Here is a 14,367-nt window from a genome sequence, read left to right as displayed (position 1 = left end):
TCGAGTCGATGTCGGCAAGTGGCGCTGCACTGCACAGCGCCACACGACTGCACCGGCAACGCATGCCATTTCAGTGGCGCACCTGCCCCTCTCCACGCACAACAAAGCGCTCCACCGTGAGCGCTTCCAGGCCCATCGGGCCATAGGAATGCAGACGCGTAGTGGAGATGCCGATTTCGGCGCCTAGCCCAAGCTCGCCGCCGTCGGAAAACCGCGAGGACGCGTTGACCATCACCACGGCCGAGCGCAGCGATTGCACGAAGTGTTCGGCATTGGCGGTGCTCTGCGTGGCGATCACTTCGGTGTGGTCCGAGCCGTATTGGCGGATATGCGCCAGCGCGGTGTCCAGATCCGGCACCACGCGGATCGCCAGGATCAGATCGAGGAATTCGGCGGCATAGTCGTCATCGCTGGCAGGCGCGACATCGGGCAGCAGCGCACGCGTTGCCGCATCGCCACGCAGCTCCACCTTGCGCTCGCGCAGCGCTTGCGCAGCGGCCGGCAGAAAACGCTCGGCGATGTCTGCATGCACAAGCAAGGTCTCCAGCGAATTGCAGGCCGACGGTCGGCTGGTCTTGCCATCGACCAGCAAACGCACCGCCAGTTCGACGTCGGCCGATGCATCCACAAACAGATGGCACACGCCCTTGTAGTGCTTGATCACCGGCACGCGCGCGTGTTCGGCCACGAAGCGGATCAAGCCTTCGCCACCACGCGGAATCGCCAGATCGACGATGTCGCTGAGCTGCAACAGCTCCAGCATGGTTTCGCGGCGCAGATCCTCCACCAGCGTCAGCGCCGCTTCCGGCACGTTGGCCTCGCGCAAGGCGCGCTGCAGTGCACGGGCAATGGCGGTGTTGGAATGGATCGCCTCCGAGCCGCCGCGCAGGATCACGCCATTGCCGGCCTTGATGCACAGGGCCGCCGCATCGGCGGTCACGTTGGGGCGCGCTTCGTAAATCATCGCAATCACGCCCAGCGGCACGCGCACCTTCTGCACGCGGATGCCGTTGGGGCGGATGTCGTCGCGGGTGACCTGACCCACCGGGTCCGGCAGCTGCGCCACTTCGCGCAAGGCGGCAGCGATACCGGCCAGGCGGGTGTGGTCCAGTGCCAGCCGGTCGAACATGGCCGTGCCGGTGCCCTTGGCGCGGGCAGCTTCAAGATCGCGTGCGTTTGCGGCAAGGATCAACGCCGAATCGGCATCCAGCGCGGCAGCCATCGCCTCGAGCAGGTCCTGCTTGGCTTGCGCGGAAAGTTGCGAGAGCACTTGCGCGGCATCACGGCACTGCAGGGCCAGCGTTTTGATATCGGACATGGTGGAAGCGTTCGGCGGGCAAGAATGCAGCAGAAAGTAGCGCAAAGCGCGGCAGAGAGCCAAAGCGGTCGCGCTTGCAACGATTGATGCTGTGCGGCCGTGCGTACTGATGGACCAACGCGTGGTGGAGCGCGCGCCGATACCGCCGCGAGCGCTCCACGCGCCGCGCCGATGCAGCGCTACAACACCACCAGGTCGTCACGATGCACCACATTCTCGCCGTAGCTATACCCAAGCACGCTGTCGATCTCGCGCGAATGGCGGCGTGCGATGCGGCGGATATCCACCGCCGAATACTGGCTGACGCCGCGCGCCAGGCAACGTTCGCCCTCGTGATCGCGCAGGCGGATCTCCACCATGTCGCCGCGACGGAAATCGCCCTCGGCGCCGGCCACACCGCCCGGCAGCAGCGAGGCGCCCTTCTGGCTCAGCGCGGTGGCAGCGCCGGCATCGATCAGGATTGCACCCGCCTCCACCGGTGCATGCCGCAGCCAGTACTTGCGCGCGGCGATGCGGGTGCGTGCGGCGTGGATACGCGTGCCACGCAGGCGGTCCTGCGCCAGGGCGCGCACCACCTCGCCGCTGCGGCCGTTGAACAGATAGGTTTCGATACCGGCCGCGCCGGCCTTTGCGGCGGCTTCCAGCTTGGTGCGCATGCCGCCGGTGCCCACGCTGCTGCCGCTGCCGCCGGCCATGGCCAGCACCTGCGGGGTCAATTCGGGCACATCGTCCAGCGGCCGCGCCAGCGGATTGCCGCGCGGGTCGGCGCTGTACAAACCGTCGATATCGGTGGCGATGAACAGCGCATCGGCATCGACCAGTGCGGCGACGATCGCCGCCAGGTTGTCGTTGTCGCCCAGCTTGAGCTCGTCCACCGAGACGGTGTCGTTTTCGTTGATCACCGGCAGCGCGCCCAGCCGCAGCAATTCGCCCAAGGTGGCGCGCGCATTGAGATACCGCCGGCGATTGCGCAAGTCGTCATGGGTGAGCAGCACCTGCGCCACCGGACGCTCGAAAAAGCGCTGCCACAACGCAATCAACTGTGCCTGACCAAGCGCGGCCAACGCCTGACGTGCCGCAATCGGTGCGCCGACATCCGCCGCTTTCGGCAGGATGGCACGGCCCGCCGCCACTGCGCCCGAGGACACAATCACCAGCTCGCGCCCCGCCGCCAGGTTGGCCGAGACGAACTGCGCCAGCCCCAGTGCGAAGCGCGGCGACAGGCCACCACCATCGGCGGCGAGCAGGCTGCTGCCGACCTTGAGCACGGCGCGGCGCCACGGCGGCAGCACCTGCTCGGTAAACGGCGACAACGGGCTGGCAGGTGTACTCATGGTGGCGGCGTGCTCAGTGCGTGTTCCACTCATACACGGTCAGCGCAGAAGCACCGCGCAACGCCAACGGGTCGCGCGCGACGATCTGCTGCGCCGCTTCCAGGCTGGCGACATTGACCAGCACATACGCCCCGCCGCTGCGATCACTGAAACCACCGGTCAATTCAAGTTGCCCGGCCGCCCGCAGCGCGTCGAGAAAGGCACGATGCGGCTCCACCACATCGGCAGGAAACTGCGGATTGCGCATCGCCAGCACCAGATAACGTGTGGACATCAGCCTGCCTCGCTTTCGCCAGCGGGCGTAGGCTCGTTGCGACCGAACGGCGTGGAAATCACCAGAAAGCGCGCTTCCACGTCCGCAAGATTGTGCATCTGATGGGTAGAACCGGGTGGCACGTGCAGGCTCTGGCCGGCGCGCAGCACATGCTGCTCCCCGTCCAGCTGCAGCATCACCTCGCCGGACAACACATAGAAAAAATGCCGCGCGCGACTATGCCGGTGGCGCAACTCCGCAGCGCCCGGCGGCATGTGCTCTTCCAGCACGCTCAGGTTCGGGTCGCGCAACAGATGCCAGCCTTCGCAGGCCTCGCCCCAGGGATAATGCTCTGCGGTCTCGGTACTGATCATGGTCATCAGCGCAGCGCCTCCCAACGGGCATGCAACACGTCCAGTTGCAAATCTGCGGCGGCGCCCGGCGACACCCGCGCCGCCAGGCTGCCTTCCGGCGTGCGCCCCTGCCCGGCAGTGTCGGATGCTTCGGCTGCGGCCTTGTAGGCCTCGCGGAACGGAACCCCCGCCACCGCCGCTTCCACCGCTACATCGGTGGCGTACATGCCCGAATCGATGGCTGCGCGTAGCTTGTCCGGGCGCCATTCCAGATTGGCCAGCAACGCCGGCAGCAGCTCCAGCGCCGCAAGCCCGCGGCCGAACCCGTGCACGATCGCGCCCTTGCTGCTCTGCAGGTCGCGGTGGTAACCGGAGGGCAGCGACAGCAGCTGTTCTATCTCGGTGCGCGCGGCGGCCACGCTGGCGTGGGTGGCGCGCATCAGTTCGATCACGTCCGGGTTGCGCTTGTTCGGCATGATCGAACTGCCGGTGGTGTACTGCGCCGGCAACGCAACGAAGGCGAACTCGCCGCTGGTGAACAGCGACAGATCCCAGGCGATGCGACGCAGATCCAGCGTGGCGCTGCCCAGCGCTTCGAGGGCGGCCAGCTCGTACTTGCCGCGCGAGAGCTGCGCGTAGATCGGCGAGACCTGCAGGCGCGCAAACCCCAGCTCGGCGGTGGTATGCGCGCGATCCAGCGGCAGGTTCACGCCGTATCCGGCGGCGGTGCCGAGCGGATTGCTGTCCACCAGCTGCAAGGTGTCGGTGGCGCGCACTGCATTGTCGATAAAGGCTTCCGCCCAGCCCGCCCACCACATGCCGGCCGACGACACCACCGCACGCTGGATGTGCGTGTAACCGGGCACCGGCAGATCGGCCTCGGCCTGCGCGCGGTCCAACGCCACCTTGGCGATCTCCGCGCCAAGCGTGGCCACACGCTGCAGCTTGTCCTTCAACCACAGCCGCGTGGCGACCAGGATCTGATCGTTGCGGCTGCGCCCGGTGTGGATCTTGCGGCCGGCATCGCCCAGGCGCTCGGTCAGGCGCGCCTCGATCGCCGAATGGCAATCTTCGTATTGCGCATCGAGCACGAACGCGCCGCTGCGGAAGTCGTCGGCCAGCAGATCGAGCTGCTCGCTCAGCCCGCCCAGTTCCTGCAACGACAGGATGCCGATGTGCTGCAGCCCTTGCGCATGCGCCTTGCTGGCAGCGATGTCGTGCAGGAAGAATTCGCGGTCCAGGATGACGTCGTCGCCGGCCAGAAAGCTCTGGATCTTGGCATCCACTGCCACGCCGGGTTTTTGCCACAACAGATTGGTCATTGGAGAGCGTCTCGAAATAAATCCGGTTCAAATCCCCGTACACGGATGTGCGGGCTCTTGCGAAGGACTCGCATCAACGAATTGCCATCAATTCGTCCCAGCCAAACGCCAGGTTGAGATTCTGCATCGCCTGCGTCGCCGCGCCCTTGAGCAGGTTGTCCAGCGTCGCTACCACCACCACGCGCTTGTTGCCCGGCGCCAGCGTCACGCCGCCGATCTGCACGCCATGCCTGCCGGCGATGCGGCTGACCCACGGCGCTTCATCGACGATCTCGATCAGCGGTTCATCGGCATAACGCTGCGTGTAACGCGCCTGGATCTGCTCACGTGTGAGCGGTTGCTGCAGCCACAGGTTGACGGTCATGGTGATGCCACGGAAATGCGGCGCCACGTGCGGCATGAACTCCACCGGCACGCCGAGCTGCGCAGACACTTCGCGCTCGTGCATATGGTTGGTCAGCGCATACGGCATCAGGTTATCCGCCAGCAACGCGGGGTTGTTCTTGTCCGAGGGCGTGGTGCCCGCACCGGAATAGCCGGACACGCCGAAACACTGCGGCGGGCCGGCCAGTTGATCGAGCAACGGCGCGATGGTCAGTTGCATGGCGGTGGCATAGCAGCCCGGGTTGCTGATGCGCTTCTGCCCGGTGTACATGGCGCGCGTCAGCTCCGGCAGCCCGTAGTACCAGGCCGGATCGAAGCGGTAATCGGCGGACAGATCGACCAACAACGTCTGCGGCCTGGCCGCGTCGATCGCTGCGACGAAAGGCTCGGCCTTGCCGTTCGGCAAGGCCAGAATCACCACGTCGGCGGCCTTGGCAGCCACCGCCTCGGCATCCAGGCTTTCGTAATGCAACTCGCCCTCATAGGACTGGTTATGCTCGGCCACGCGCTGGCCGGCCAGTTCACGCGAGGACACAAAAACCAGTTGCAGATGCGGGTGCGCCTGCACCAGCTTGATCAATTCCGAACCGGTATGCCCGCGGGCGCCGACAATCCCGATCGTTGTCGTTGTTTGAGCAGTCATGCGTTTGCTTCCAGGCGGAACTGCAGGTGGCGTTTCACCGCGGCCCATTCCGTATCGATGATGGAGAACACCACGGTATCGCGCGGCGTGCCGTCGGCGTGGCGGGTGTGATTGCGCAGCACGCCGTCCTGCCTTGCGCCCAGCCGCGCAATCGCCGCGCGTGAGGTGTGATTGAACCAACTGGTCTCGAACACCACGCTCAGACATTCCAGCGTTTCGAAGGCGTGGTGCAGCAACATCAGCTTGGCTTCGGTATTGACGCCGCTGCGCTGCACGCGCGGTGCGTACCAGGTGTAGCCGATCGACAGCCTGGGCACCGCTGTATCGAGGCCGTAATAGCGTGTGCAACCGACAATATCGCCGGCCGCGTCGCGCACCACGAACGGCAAAGCCGCACCATCTGCGCGCGCTTCCAACGCGGCAGCGATGTACGCGTCGGCCTGCTCCGGCGCGGGCACGTTGGTGTACCACAGCCGCGACAGCGCACCGTCGCCCAACGCCTTGCGCAAACCATCGGCATGCGCGGCCTGCAGCGGCTCCAGGGTCGCGTGCTGCCCGCGCAAGGTGGGCAGTTCGCGCCAGAGCGATGGCAACGCCGTGGTGGTCATCGCACTCAGCCCAGCAGGGTCGGCTGACGCGTCGCGCAATGCGCCACGCAATGCTGGATCTGCTCGAAGTTCTCCAGCCCGTACCAGAACACTTTCCATTTCTCCTGCTTGATGCAGCCGTCGGATTCGGCGTAATAGAAGATATTGACCTGGTTGTTGTGACGCGAACGCCAGAACAGCTGCGGCGTTTCTTCGCGCATCACGTTCCACACCGCGCGGCCCAGGCCCTCGCCTTGCGCATCGTCGAGCACCGCGAACTTGTCCAGATACGTGAGCCTGCCCGCACCGAACTGGCCTTCGTCGGTAAGAATCACCGCCGCGCGGTAGTTCTCGCTCACATAGGCACGCAGCAGCTTGGTCGTGCTGAAATAGTCCGGCAGCAGGGTGCGGCCAAAGCTGGATTCGATCAGCGAGGTCAGCCGCGGCAGATCCAGTTCGTCCCACGCAGTGGCACGCAGTACGCGCTCGCCGCGCCGCACCAGCGTGCCCGAGCCCTTGTGCGTGAACAGCTCCTTGGCCAGATCTGCGGGCCGGGTGATCGACACCGACGATTCCAGCGGCAGCCGGTCGAGCAAGTCCTTGATCTGCTCGATCTTCACCCGCATGCCGCCGTTGATCCACGGCTGCTGCATCAGATGATCGAACTCGGTGGACAGGTTGATCGAATCGATCAGCTTGCCATCGGCGTCCAGCAGGCCGCCGGTACCGGTGAGAAAAATGATCTTGTACGGCTGCAGTTCCTGGACCAGCTCGCTGGCGGCGAAATCCGCGTTGACGTTGAGGATCTGCCCGCTGGGCGTTTCGCCCAGGCTGGTGATCACCGGGATGGAGCCGGCCTGCAAGCTGGCTTCGATCGGCGCCAGATTCACCGCCTTGACCTCACCGACCAAGCCATACATATCGCGATCCAGATACTGCGCCTCGAATACGCCACCGGTGATCGAGGTCGCACGCGCGCCGTTCTGCTGCAGCGCCTCCACCAACTTGAGGTTGGAGGCCTGGAATACCTTGCGCACGATCGCCAATGCTTCCGGCGAAGTCACCCGCAGGCCGTTGACGGTCTGTTTTTCGATGCCTGCCGCAGACAGCTCCGCGTCCAGCTGCGGGCCGGCGCCGTGCAGCACGATCGGGGTCAGCCCCACTTCCTGCAGGAACGACAGCGACGAGGTCAGTGCGTCCAGGTCGTCGCGCAACACCGCGCCGCCCACCTTGACCACTGCAAAGCGCTTGGCATCCAGCTGCGAAAAACGCTTCAGGTACTGGCTGATCTCCTTCGCGCTGGCCATGCTCGAGAGCAGGCGCACGATGGTCTGGCGGGTCTGTTTGTGGGGCTGTGTTGGGAGGGACATTGCCGTGATCGAAAGAGGAAAGAAAGGCGCCCGGCGCGGGGGCGGTTACGGGAAACCGTTGATGATGCGGTGCACCGACTCGGCGTAACGCTGCAACTGCGCCAGCGTGACGAACTCATCGGCGGTATGCGCCTGCGCGATATCGCCCGGGCCGTAGACCAGCGCGGTGTAGCCGCCTGCCGAAAACAGCGAGGCCTCGGTCCAGAAGTCCACTGCGTTGCCGATCGGCAACTCCAGCGCATCGGCCACGTCGCGTGCGGCCAGGCGACGTTCTTCTGCACGCGCGATGTCGCCGGAGGGCAGACTCGGTCCGCGAAAGGTTTCTTCGAAATGCGCCGCTGCCGGGTCGGCAAACCCGGCAAAGGTCGCCAGCAAGCCATCCACGTCCATCGACGGCAACGGGCGAAATCCGAACCGCAGCTCGGCCGCCGGCGCAATCATGTTGGCCTTGATGCCGCCATCGACACGGCCGATGTTGAAGCGCAATCCGGTCAATCCGCCGAAGCGTGCATGCGCCAGCGACTCGACATGATCCAGCGCCTTGCCGCCCCAGCGCATGGCCTGGTGCAAGGCGCTTGCAGACGGATCCTGCTTGCCGGATGCATGCCCGGCACGGCCGGCAAACCGCATCAGTACCGAACTGATGCCACGGTGTGCCAGCACCGCTTCGCTCATGGTGGGCTCGGCCACCAGCACCGCCTCATACGGCAGGCCGCGCGCCAGAAACGCCGCGATACAGCGCGGGTCGTTGGCTTCTTCGTCGGACGAAAACAGAAACGCCGCGTCGCCATCGCCGGCATTGGCCGCCGCCACCAATGCCGCTGCCGCGCCCTTGATGTCGCACACGCCCAGACCGATCACGCGGTCGTCGGTGCGCCGCATCACGTGCGGGTCGGCACTCCAGTGCGGCGAATCCGGCACGGTGTCCAGATGCACATTGAACAGGTAGTTGGGCTTTCCACGCACCGCATACAAGCTCACCGCGCCGGCACCGTGGTCGATCACCTCGACCTGGAAACCGGGCAGCTGCGCACGCAAGTAATCGAAGATGCCGCCCTCGGCAGCGATCGCACGCGGCGGATTACGGGTGTCGAAGGACACCAGCGTTTCCAGGTGCGTCAGGGTGGATGCGAGTAGATCGGTCATATCGGTTCGATCAAAGGTCCGAAGCAGCGGCTAAACGGAAGTAAGGAAGGTGCGCAAACAGCTCATCTCATCGAAGCTATTCCTTCTCCCCTCGGGAGAAGGTGCCCCGAAGGGGCGGATGAGGGTGCGGGCGAAGCCTAGTGCACTGAACATCTCGAGAGCTTCGCTCCGTACCCTCACCCCAACCCCTCTCCCGAGGGGAGAGGGGCTTTAGAACCTCAGCGATTCACCTGCGCATACAGCGTGGAGCTCATCCCGAACAGCTTGATGAAGCCTTCGGCTTCTTCCACACCCCAGTCGGCCGACTGCGCATACGTCGCGCCCTTGGTGTTGAGCAGGTGCGGCGAACGCACCGCCACCGCATCGACGCGGCCGCCGCGGGTTTCCAGCACGACTTCGCCGTTGACCTTGGACTGCGAGGACTTCAAAAACGCCTCGATATCGGTCTTGAGCGGGTCGTGATAGAAGCCTTCGTACACCAGCTCCACCCACTTGCGCGCCACGTCCGGCTTGAAGCGATTCTGCTGTTTGGTCAGCACCGCATCTTCCAGCGCACGGTGCGCGGTGAGCAGCGAAATCAAGCCCGGTGCTTCGAACACGATGCGGCCCTTCAGGCCGATCACGGTGTCGCCGGTGTACACGCCACGGCCCACGCCGTACTGCGCGAACAAGGTGTTGAGCTTGGCCAGAATCTTCGCGCCCGGCAGCGGCTTGCCATCCAGTTCCACCGCTTCGCCTTCGACGAACTTCAGCGTCACCGTCAGTGCCTCGGTCGGCCACGCGCTGCGCGGCGCGCACCAGCCGCGTGCACCTTCGCCCGGCGCTTCCCAACGGTCGATCTCGCCGCCGGACATGGTCAGGCCCAGCAGATTCTCGTTGATGGTGTAGGCCTGCTGCTTGGCACGCACGCCGAAACCGCGCGCTTCCAGATACTTCTGCTCATATGCACGCGTCTGCGTATGTTCCTTCTGGATTTCACGAATCGGCGCCACGATCTGGTAATCGCCCAAGGCCTTCACCGCCAGGTCGAAGCGCACCTGATCGTTGCCCATGCCGGTGCAACCGTGCGCAATGATGCGCGTGCCCAGTTCTTCGGCGCGCTTGAGCGCGGCATCCACGATCAGGTAACGGTCCGACACCAGCAACGGATACTGGCCCTGGTAGCCCTCGCCCGCCCACACGAACGGCTTGACGAAGCCTTCCCAGATCGCCGGGCCGCCGTCGACGGTGACATGGCTGGCCGCGCCCAGTTCGGCGGCACGCTTCTCGATGAACTCACGCTCTTCGGCATCCACCCCGCCGGTGTCGGCGAACACGGTGTGCACCGCATAGCCGCGTTCCTGCAGATACGGAATGCAGAAGCTCGTGTCGAGACCACCGGAAAAAGCGAGGACGATATCTTTGCTGCTCATGACGAAGTTCCTGGGGGCAAGGGAAAAAGTTAGTCCGCAACCACGATGCGCGGTTCGCAGCGCACCGGGAAATTGACCGAATTTGCAATGAAACAGGCCTGATGGGCGAGATGATGCAATGCCTCGGCGGTTGCCGGGTCGCCGGCAGAAATCGTCACCGTGGGCTTGAGCACCACTTCGCTGAAGCGGCCGCTGTCGGCATTGGTCAGCATGCAGCCCAGCGCATCGTCCACATAGCCGCGCACCACGATGCCGGACTCGGCAGCCAGATGCAGGTACCACAGCATGTGGCAGGCCGACAGCGACGACACCAGCAGATCTTCGGGATTGTGCAGCCCCGCATCGCCGCGAAACAGCGGGTCCGAGGACCCGACGATCGGCGGCTTGCCGGCAATGGCAATCTCGTGTTCGCGGCCATAGCTGCGATAGTTGTGCGTACCCTGCCCGCGGTCACCGGTCCAGGTGACACGGGCGGCATAGCGATGCGTGTGGTGGCTCACGGGCGGCTCTGGCCCACCAGCGCGGCCATGATCGCCTTCTGCACATGCAGACGGTTCTCGGCTTCATCGATGGCGATGCAGTTGGGCGAATCCATCACCGCGTCGGTGGCCTTGACGTTGCGACGCAGCGGCAGACAATGCGAGAACACGCCGTTGTTGGTCAGCGCCATCTTGCGTTCGTCGACGATGAAGTGCTGGTACTGGTCGCGGATCGGCTTTTCCGGTTCCCAGTTGCCGAAGAACGGCAACGCGCCCCAGCTCTTGGCATACACCACATCGGCGCCGGCATAGGCGCTGTCGATATCGTGACTGACCTGCAGCGAGCCGCCGCTTTCGGCCACGTTCTGCGCCGCCCAGTCCATGTAGCGCTGATCCAGGATGTAGTCCGGCGTCGGGCACAGCAGGGTCACGTCCATGCCCATGCGGGTGGCGATCGTCAGCGCGGAATTGGCCACCGCGGTGTTCAGCGGCTTGGGGTGATAGGTCCAGGTCAGCACGTACTTCTTGCCGCGCAGATCCTGCGTGCCGAAGTGCTCCTGCAGCGCCAGCGCATGCGCCAGCTCCTGACACGGGTGGGTGATGGTCTCCATGTTGATCACCGGCACCGGCGAATACCTGGCAAAGCTCTTGAGCACCTGGTCCTCGCGGTCCTTGGACCAGTCGACGAACTTCGGAAACGCGCGCACGCCGATCAGGTCGACATAGCGGCCCAGCACGCGCGCCACTTCGGCGATGTGCTCTTCGGTGTCGCCGTCCATCACCGTGCCCAGGTTGAACTCGATCGGCCACGCATCCTTGCCCGGCTGCAGCACCACCGCATGCCCACCCAACTGGAACGCGCCCAGCTCGAAACTGGTGCGGGTGCGCATCGAGGGGTTGAAGAACACCAGCGCGATCGACCTGCCCTTCAGCTCGCTTCCCAGCTTGTTGCGCTTGAACAGCGCGGCCTGGGTCAACAGCGCGTCCAGCTCGGCCCGGCTCCAGTCCTGCGTGTTCAAGAAGTGCTTCAGTGACATCGATCGATCCTTGTGCTGCGTGCTGCTGCGTGGTCCGCCAGGAGCGACGGGTGCGCGACATGCGCGTTTCTTGCGGTTGAAACTTTTATGACGACCAAACGAAAAAACCCAGCCTGGGGGCTGGGTTTTCAACGTCGGAACAGCGAAACGCCCCGGCTCACCCAGCGAACATGTGGGATTCCGGTCGGCGGGCACGCGAGGTCATGCCGGAGGCCATCCGGGCGGCGCTGGTGTCGTGCTGAAAGGCGTTTGCTTGCATAGGGCGCGAATCCTCGCACGCATGCGGGTGCGGCGCAACCGCCGTGCGTGTCAGCGCGGCGGTGCGACAATGGCGTCGGGAATGTACGGGGTCACCGAGACCCGGATGCGCAGCCGGTTGCCCGGATCTTCCGGCAACCGCGAACGGTATTTGGTGCCCTTGTAGACATAGTCCACGTCGAAGGCGATCGGCCGCCGGAACTCGCGTGGTACCTCCACCACCTTGCAATTGCGGCGCGTACTGGTCGGCGGAACTGCCGCCGGCGCGGCGGGTTCGGGGCGACGCGAAAACATCTCCTTGACCGAATCCACCATGCGGTTGATGCGGCCCTCATCGTCGGCCAGCGCAACGGCAGGCACGGTCTGCTCGGCCTCGCACTGTTCTTCGATACGGGTCGCGCGCAGGGTCTGGTAGACCGGCTCGACGTTGAGCACCTGCGCGTAGTCCAGCTTCACGTTCTCGATCACCACCACCCGGTTCTTGGGATCGGGCTCTGCCGCATGCACCGGAATTGCCTGCCAGGCAAACGCACACAGCAGCATGAAGAACAGGGAAGGTCGCATCAGTACCAGGAGGGCGCAGCCAGGCAATACGTAAGTGTATGGAGCTTGCGGCAGCCTGGGCTGAACGCAGCCCATCCGGTTGCCATCGCGTGGCTAGCGATTCGCCATCGCGCCGCAACGGGCTAGAATCGCGCGGTTATCCTTTTTTAGATGCCGATGAGCCTGCGCCTGCACAACAATCTGACGCGGCGGGTCGAGCCGTTCGCGCCGCTCGATCCGTCCAGCCCCACGCTGTATGTGTGCGGCCCCACCGTCTACAACTACGCGCATATCGGCAACGCCCGTGGCCCGGTGGTGTTCGACGTACTGGCCGCGCTGCTGCGGCGCCGCTACGGGGCGCTGCGCTACGCACGCAACATCACCGACGTGGACGACAAGATCAACGCCGCCGCGCAGGCACAGGGCGTGCCGATCTCCACGATCACCGACCGCTTTGCCGCGATCTACCGGCAGGACATGGCCGCGCTCGGCGTGGCGCCGCCAGACATCGAACCGGAGGCCACCGCACATATACCGCAGATCGTGGCGATGATCGAACAGTTGATCGCCAGTGGACATGCCTACGCCGCCGAAGGCCACGTGCTGTTTGCGGTCGCCAGCTTCGAGGGCTACGGCAAGCTGTCGCGCCGCGACCCGGACGAAATGCTGGCCGGCGCGCGCGTGGACGTGGCGCCTTACAAGCGCGACCCCGGCGACTTCGTGCTGTGGAAGCCCTCCAGCGACGACCTGCCCGGCTGGGACTCGCCCTGGGGCCGTGGCCGCCCCGGCTGGCATATCGAATGCTCGGCGATGGCCGCCGCGCACCTGGGTCCGACCATCGACATCCATGCCGGTGGCGTGGACCTGCAGTTCCCGCACCACGAAAACGAGATTGCGCAAAGCGAGTGCGCCCACGGCGGGGCGACGTTTGCGCGCGTCTGGCTGCACAACGGCATGCTCAATTTCAGCGGCGCGAAGATGAGCAAGTCGCTGGGCAACATCGAAACCGTGCACGACCTCATTGCCAGGCACCCGCCCGAAGCGCTGCGTCTTGCGCTGCTGAGCGCGCATTACCGGCAGCCGCTGGATTGGTCCGAGGCGTTGATCGAGGATCAAGTCAAGCGGCTGGATGGCTTGTACGGGACATTGCGGGGCCTGCAAGCGATCGAAGCGGAGCCTGCGATTCCGCAGCCGATAGAAGACGCGCTCGACGACGATCTCAACACGCCTCTGGCGCTTGCGGTGCTGGCAAAGCTTGCGAAGGATGCGAACCGGGCGCTGCTTGAACTGGCGCGCGCCGGTGGCCAGACCGATGCATCCAGCACGGAGCGTCTTGCCGCATTGCAACGTGCCAAGGCCGAACTACTGGGTGCCGGGCTGGCCCTGGGGCTGCTGCAGCAGGACCCGTCCGCCTGGTTCTCGCGCGGCACCGACGCCGACGACGATGCGCGCATCACCGCGCTGGTGGAACAACGCAGTGCCGCGAAGAAGGCCAAGGATTTCGCCCGCGCCGACGCCATCCGCACGCAGCTGGCCGACGAAGGCATCGTGCTCGAAGACACCCCGCAAGGCGTACGCTGGAAGCGCGCATGACCCTGCCTTCTCCCACCGGGAGAAGGTGGCGCGCAGCGCCGGATGAGGGTACGGGCGAAGCCACGTGTATCGATTTTTCAGAGATGAGCGAAGCACCCGCAGCGAATTCCAGCGGGCTTCGCACGTACCCTCACCCCAACCCCTCTCCCGGCGGGAGAGGGGCTGGTTCATGGCAATGCCCGATCCCACGACGCACTCCTTTGACGTACTTATTTTTGAAACCGCACCTGCATACCCCTCTTTCCGACGCACACGCCTGTCACTTCTCCCACCGGGAGAAGGTGGCGCGCAGCGCCGGATGAGGGTACGGGCGACGCCACGTGTATCGATTTTTC

Annotated in this window: 14 protein-coding genes; 1 reads left to right on the top strand and 13 read right to left on the bottom strand. The window is 65.0% G+C overall.

What is annotated here, in order from left to right; all coding sequences use genetic code 11:
- Window positions 1-70: 70 nt before the first annotated feature.
- The 13 genes from A7D16_RS13305 to A7D16_RS13245 all read right to left on the bottom strand — a co-directional run bounded on the left by A7D16_RS13305 (window position 71) and on the right by A7D16_RS13245 (window position 12,439).
- Window positions 71-1,318 (bottom strand): glutamate-5-semialdehyde dehydrogenase, encoded by a 1,248-nt coding sequence (locus A7D16_RS13305; protein WP_064633417.1) that lies wholly within the window; start codon window positions 1,316-1,318, stop codon window positions 71-73.
- A gap of 179 nt (window positions 1,319-1,497) precedes the next feature.
- The gene (proB, locus tag A7D16_RS13300) at window positions 1,498-2,652 is read right to left on the bottom strand and encodes a glutamate 5-kinase (protein ID WP_064633415.1); all 1,155 of its coding nucleotides are present in this window, start codon (window positions 2,650-2,652) and stop codon (window positions 1,498-1,500) included.
- 13 nt (window positions 2,653-2,665) lie between these two features.
- Window positions 2,666-2,926 (bottom strand): YciI family protein, encoded by a 261-nt coding sequence (locus tag A7D16_RS13295; RefSeq protein ID WP_064633413.1) that lies wholly within the window; start codon window positions 2,924-2,926, stop codon window positions 2,666-2,668.
- Window positions 2,926-3,285: a cupin domain-containing protein gene (locus A7D16_RS13290; RefSeq protein ID WP_064633411.1), complete on the bottom strand. Its 360-nt coding sequence runs from the start codon at window positions 3,283-3,285 to the stop codon at window positions 2,926-2,928. Before A7D16_RS13290 ends, A7D16_RS13295 begins: the two co-directional genes overlap by 1 nt.
- The gene (locus A7D16_RS13285; RefSeq protein WP_064633409.1) at window positions 3,285-4,580 is read right to left on the bottom strand and encodes an argininosuccinate lyase; all 1,296 of its coding nucleotides are present in this window, start codon (window positions 4,578-4,580) and stop codon (window positions 3,285-3,287) included. Before A7D16_RS13285 ends, A7D16_RS13290 begins: the two co-directional genes overlap by 1 nt.
- Window positions 4,581-4,653: 73 nt before the next feature.
- Window positions 4,654-5,607: an N-acetyl-gamma-glutamyl-phosphate reductase gene (argC, locus tag A7D16_RS13280; protein WP_064633406.1), complete on the bottom strand. Its 954-nt coding sequence runs from the start codon at window positions 5,605-5,607 to the stop codon at window positions 4,654-4,656.
- Window positions 5,604-6,215 carry a GNAT family N-acetyltransferase gene (locus A7D16_RS13275; RefSeq protein WP_064633404.1) on the bottom strand — a complete coding sequence of 204 codons (612 nt, stop codon included), beginning with the start codon at window positions 6,213-6,215 and terminating at the stop codon, window positions 5,604-5,606. Before A7D16_RS13275 ends, argC begins: the two co-directional genes overlap by 4 nt.
- 5 nt (window positions 6,216-6,220) lie before the next feature.
- Window positions 6,221-7,564: an acetylglutamate kinase gene (locus A7D16_RS13270; protein ID WP_064633402.1), complete on the bottom strand. Its 1,344-nt coding sequence runs from the start codon at window positions 7,562-7,564 to the stop codon at window positions 6,221-6,223.
- A gap of 45 nt (window positions 7,565-7,609) precedes the next feature.
- Window positions 7,610-8,710 carry an acetylornithine deacetylase gene (locus A7D16_RS13265; protein WP_064633399.1) on the bottom strand — a complete coding sequence of 367 codons (1,101 nt, stop codon included), beginning with the start codon at window positions 8,708-8,710 and terminating at the stop codon, window positions 7,610-7,612.
- Window positions 8,711-8,928: 218 nt separating this feature from the next.
- Entirely contained in the window at window positions 8,929-10,122 is a 1,194-nt protein-coding gene (locus A7D16_RS13260) for an argininosuccinate synthase (protein WP_064633397.1), read from the bottom strand.
- Window positions 10,123-10,151: 29 nt separating this feature from the next.
- Window positions 10,152-10,622, bottom strand: coding sequence for an OsmC family protein (locus tag A7D16_RS13255; protein WP_064633395.1), 471 nt, complete (start codon window positions 10,620-10,622; stop codon window positions 10,152-10,154).
- The gene (locus tag A7D16_RS13250; protein ID WP_064633393.1) at window positions 10,619-11,638 is read right to left on the bottom strand and encodes an N-acetylornithine carbamoyltransferase; all 1,020 of its coding nucleotides are present in this window, start codon (window positions 11,636-11,638) and stop codon (window positions 10,619-10,621) included. Before A7D16_RS13250 ends, A7D16_RS13255 begins: the two co-directional genes overlap by 4 nt.
- Before the next feature lie 309 nt (window positions 11,639-11,947).
- Entirely contained in the window at window positions 11,948-12,439 is a 492-nt protein-coding gene (locus tag A7D16_RS13245) for a hypothetical protein (RefSeq protein ID WP_064633391.1), read from the bottom strand.
- Between the two features lie 177 nt (window positions 12,440-12,616).
- Here A7D16_RS13245 and cysS point away from each other — a divergent pair, with 177 nt between their 5' ends.
- Window positions 12,617-14,032: a cysteine--tRNA ligase gene (gene cysS / locus A7D16_RS13240; RefSeq protein WP_064633389.1), complete on the top strand. Its 1,416-nt coding sequence runs from the start codon at window positions 12,617-12,619 to the stop codon at window positions 14,030-14,032.
- The last annotated feature ends 335 nt before the right edge of the window (window positions 14,033-14,367 follow it).

Origin of the sequence: Xanthomonas nasturtii (assembly GCF_001660815.1) — a bacterium.
GTDB lineage: Bacteria > Pseudomonadota > Gammaproteobacteria > Xanthomonadales > Xanthomonadaceae > Xanthomonas > Xanthomonas nasturtii.
The sequence above is the reverse complement of the archived record's forward strand: the minus strand, read 5'-3'. Positions and strand labels throughout refer to the sequence as shown.

Excerpts from the sequence above, each read along its gene's own strand:
- A7D16_RS13290 (WP_064633411.1), bottom strand. The coding sequence starts at position 3,285 with ATGACCATGATCAGTACCGAGACCGCAGAGCATTATCCCTGGGGCGAG.
- A7D16_RS13270 (WP_064633402.1), bottom strand. The coding sequence starts at position 7,564 with ATGTCCCTCCCAACACAGCCCCACAAACAGACCCGCCAGACCATCGTG.
- A7D16_RS13250 (WP_064633393.1), bottom strand. The coding sequence starts at position 11,638 with ATGTCACTGAAGCACTTCTTGAACACGCAGGACTGGAGCCGGGCCGAG.
- A7D16_RS13285 (WP_064633409.1), bottom strand. The coding sequence starts at position 4,580 with ATGACCAATCTGTTGTGGCAAAAACCCGGCGTGGCAGTGGATGCCAAG.
- proB (WP_064633415.1), bottom strand. The coding sequence starts at position 2,652 with ATGAGTACACCTGCCAGCCCGTTGTCGCCGTTTACCGAGCAGGTGCTG.
- A7D16_RS13305 (WP_064633417.1), bottom strand. The coding sequence starts at position 1,318 with ATGTCCGATATCAAAACGCTGGCCCTGCAGTGCCGTGATGCCGCGCAA.
- A7D16_RS13275 (WP_064633404.1), bottom strand. The coding sequence starts at position 6,215 with ATGACCACCACGGCGTTGCCATCGCTCTGGCGCGAACTGCCCACCTTG.
- A7D16_RS13295 (WP_064633413.1), bottom strand. The coding sequence starts at position 2,926 with ATGTCCACACGTTATCTGGTGCTGGCGATGCGCAATCCGCAGTTTCCT.
- A7D16_RS13265 (WP_064633399.1), bottom strand. The coding sequence starts at position 8,710 with ATGACCGATCTACTCGCATCCACCCTGACGCACCTGGAAACGCTGGTG.
- cysS (WP_064633389.1), top strand. The coding sequence starts at position 12,617 with ATGAGCCTGCGCCTGCACAACAATCTGACGCGGCGGGTCGAGCCGTTC.
- argC (WP_064633406.1), bottom strand. The coding sequence starts at position 5,607 with ATGACTGCTCAAACAACGACAACGATCGGGATTGTCGGCGCCCGCGGG.
- A7D16_RS13245 (WP_064633391.1), bottom strand. The coding sequence starts at position 12,439 with ATGCTGCTGTGTGCGTTTGCCTGGCAGGCAATTCCGGTGCATGCGGCA.
- A7D16_RS13260 (WP_064633397.1), bottom strand. The coding sequence starts at position 10,122 with ATGAGCAGCAAAGATATCGTCCTCGCTTTTTCCGGTGGTCTCGACACG.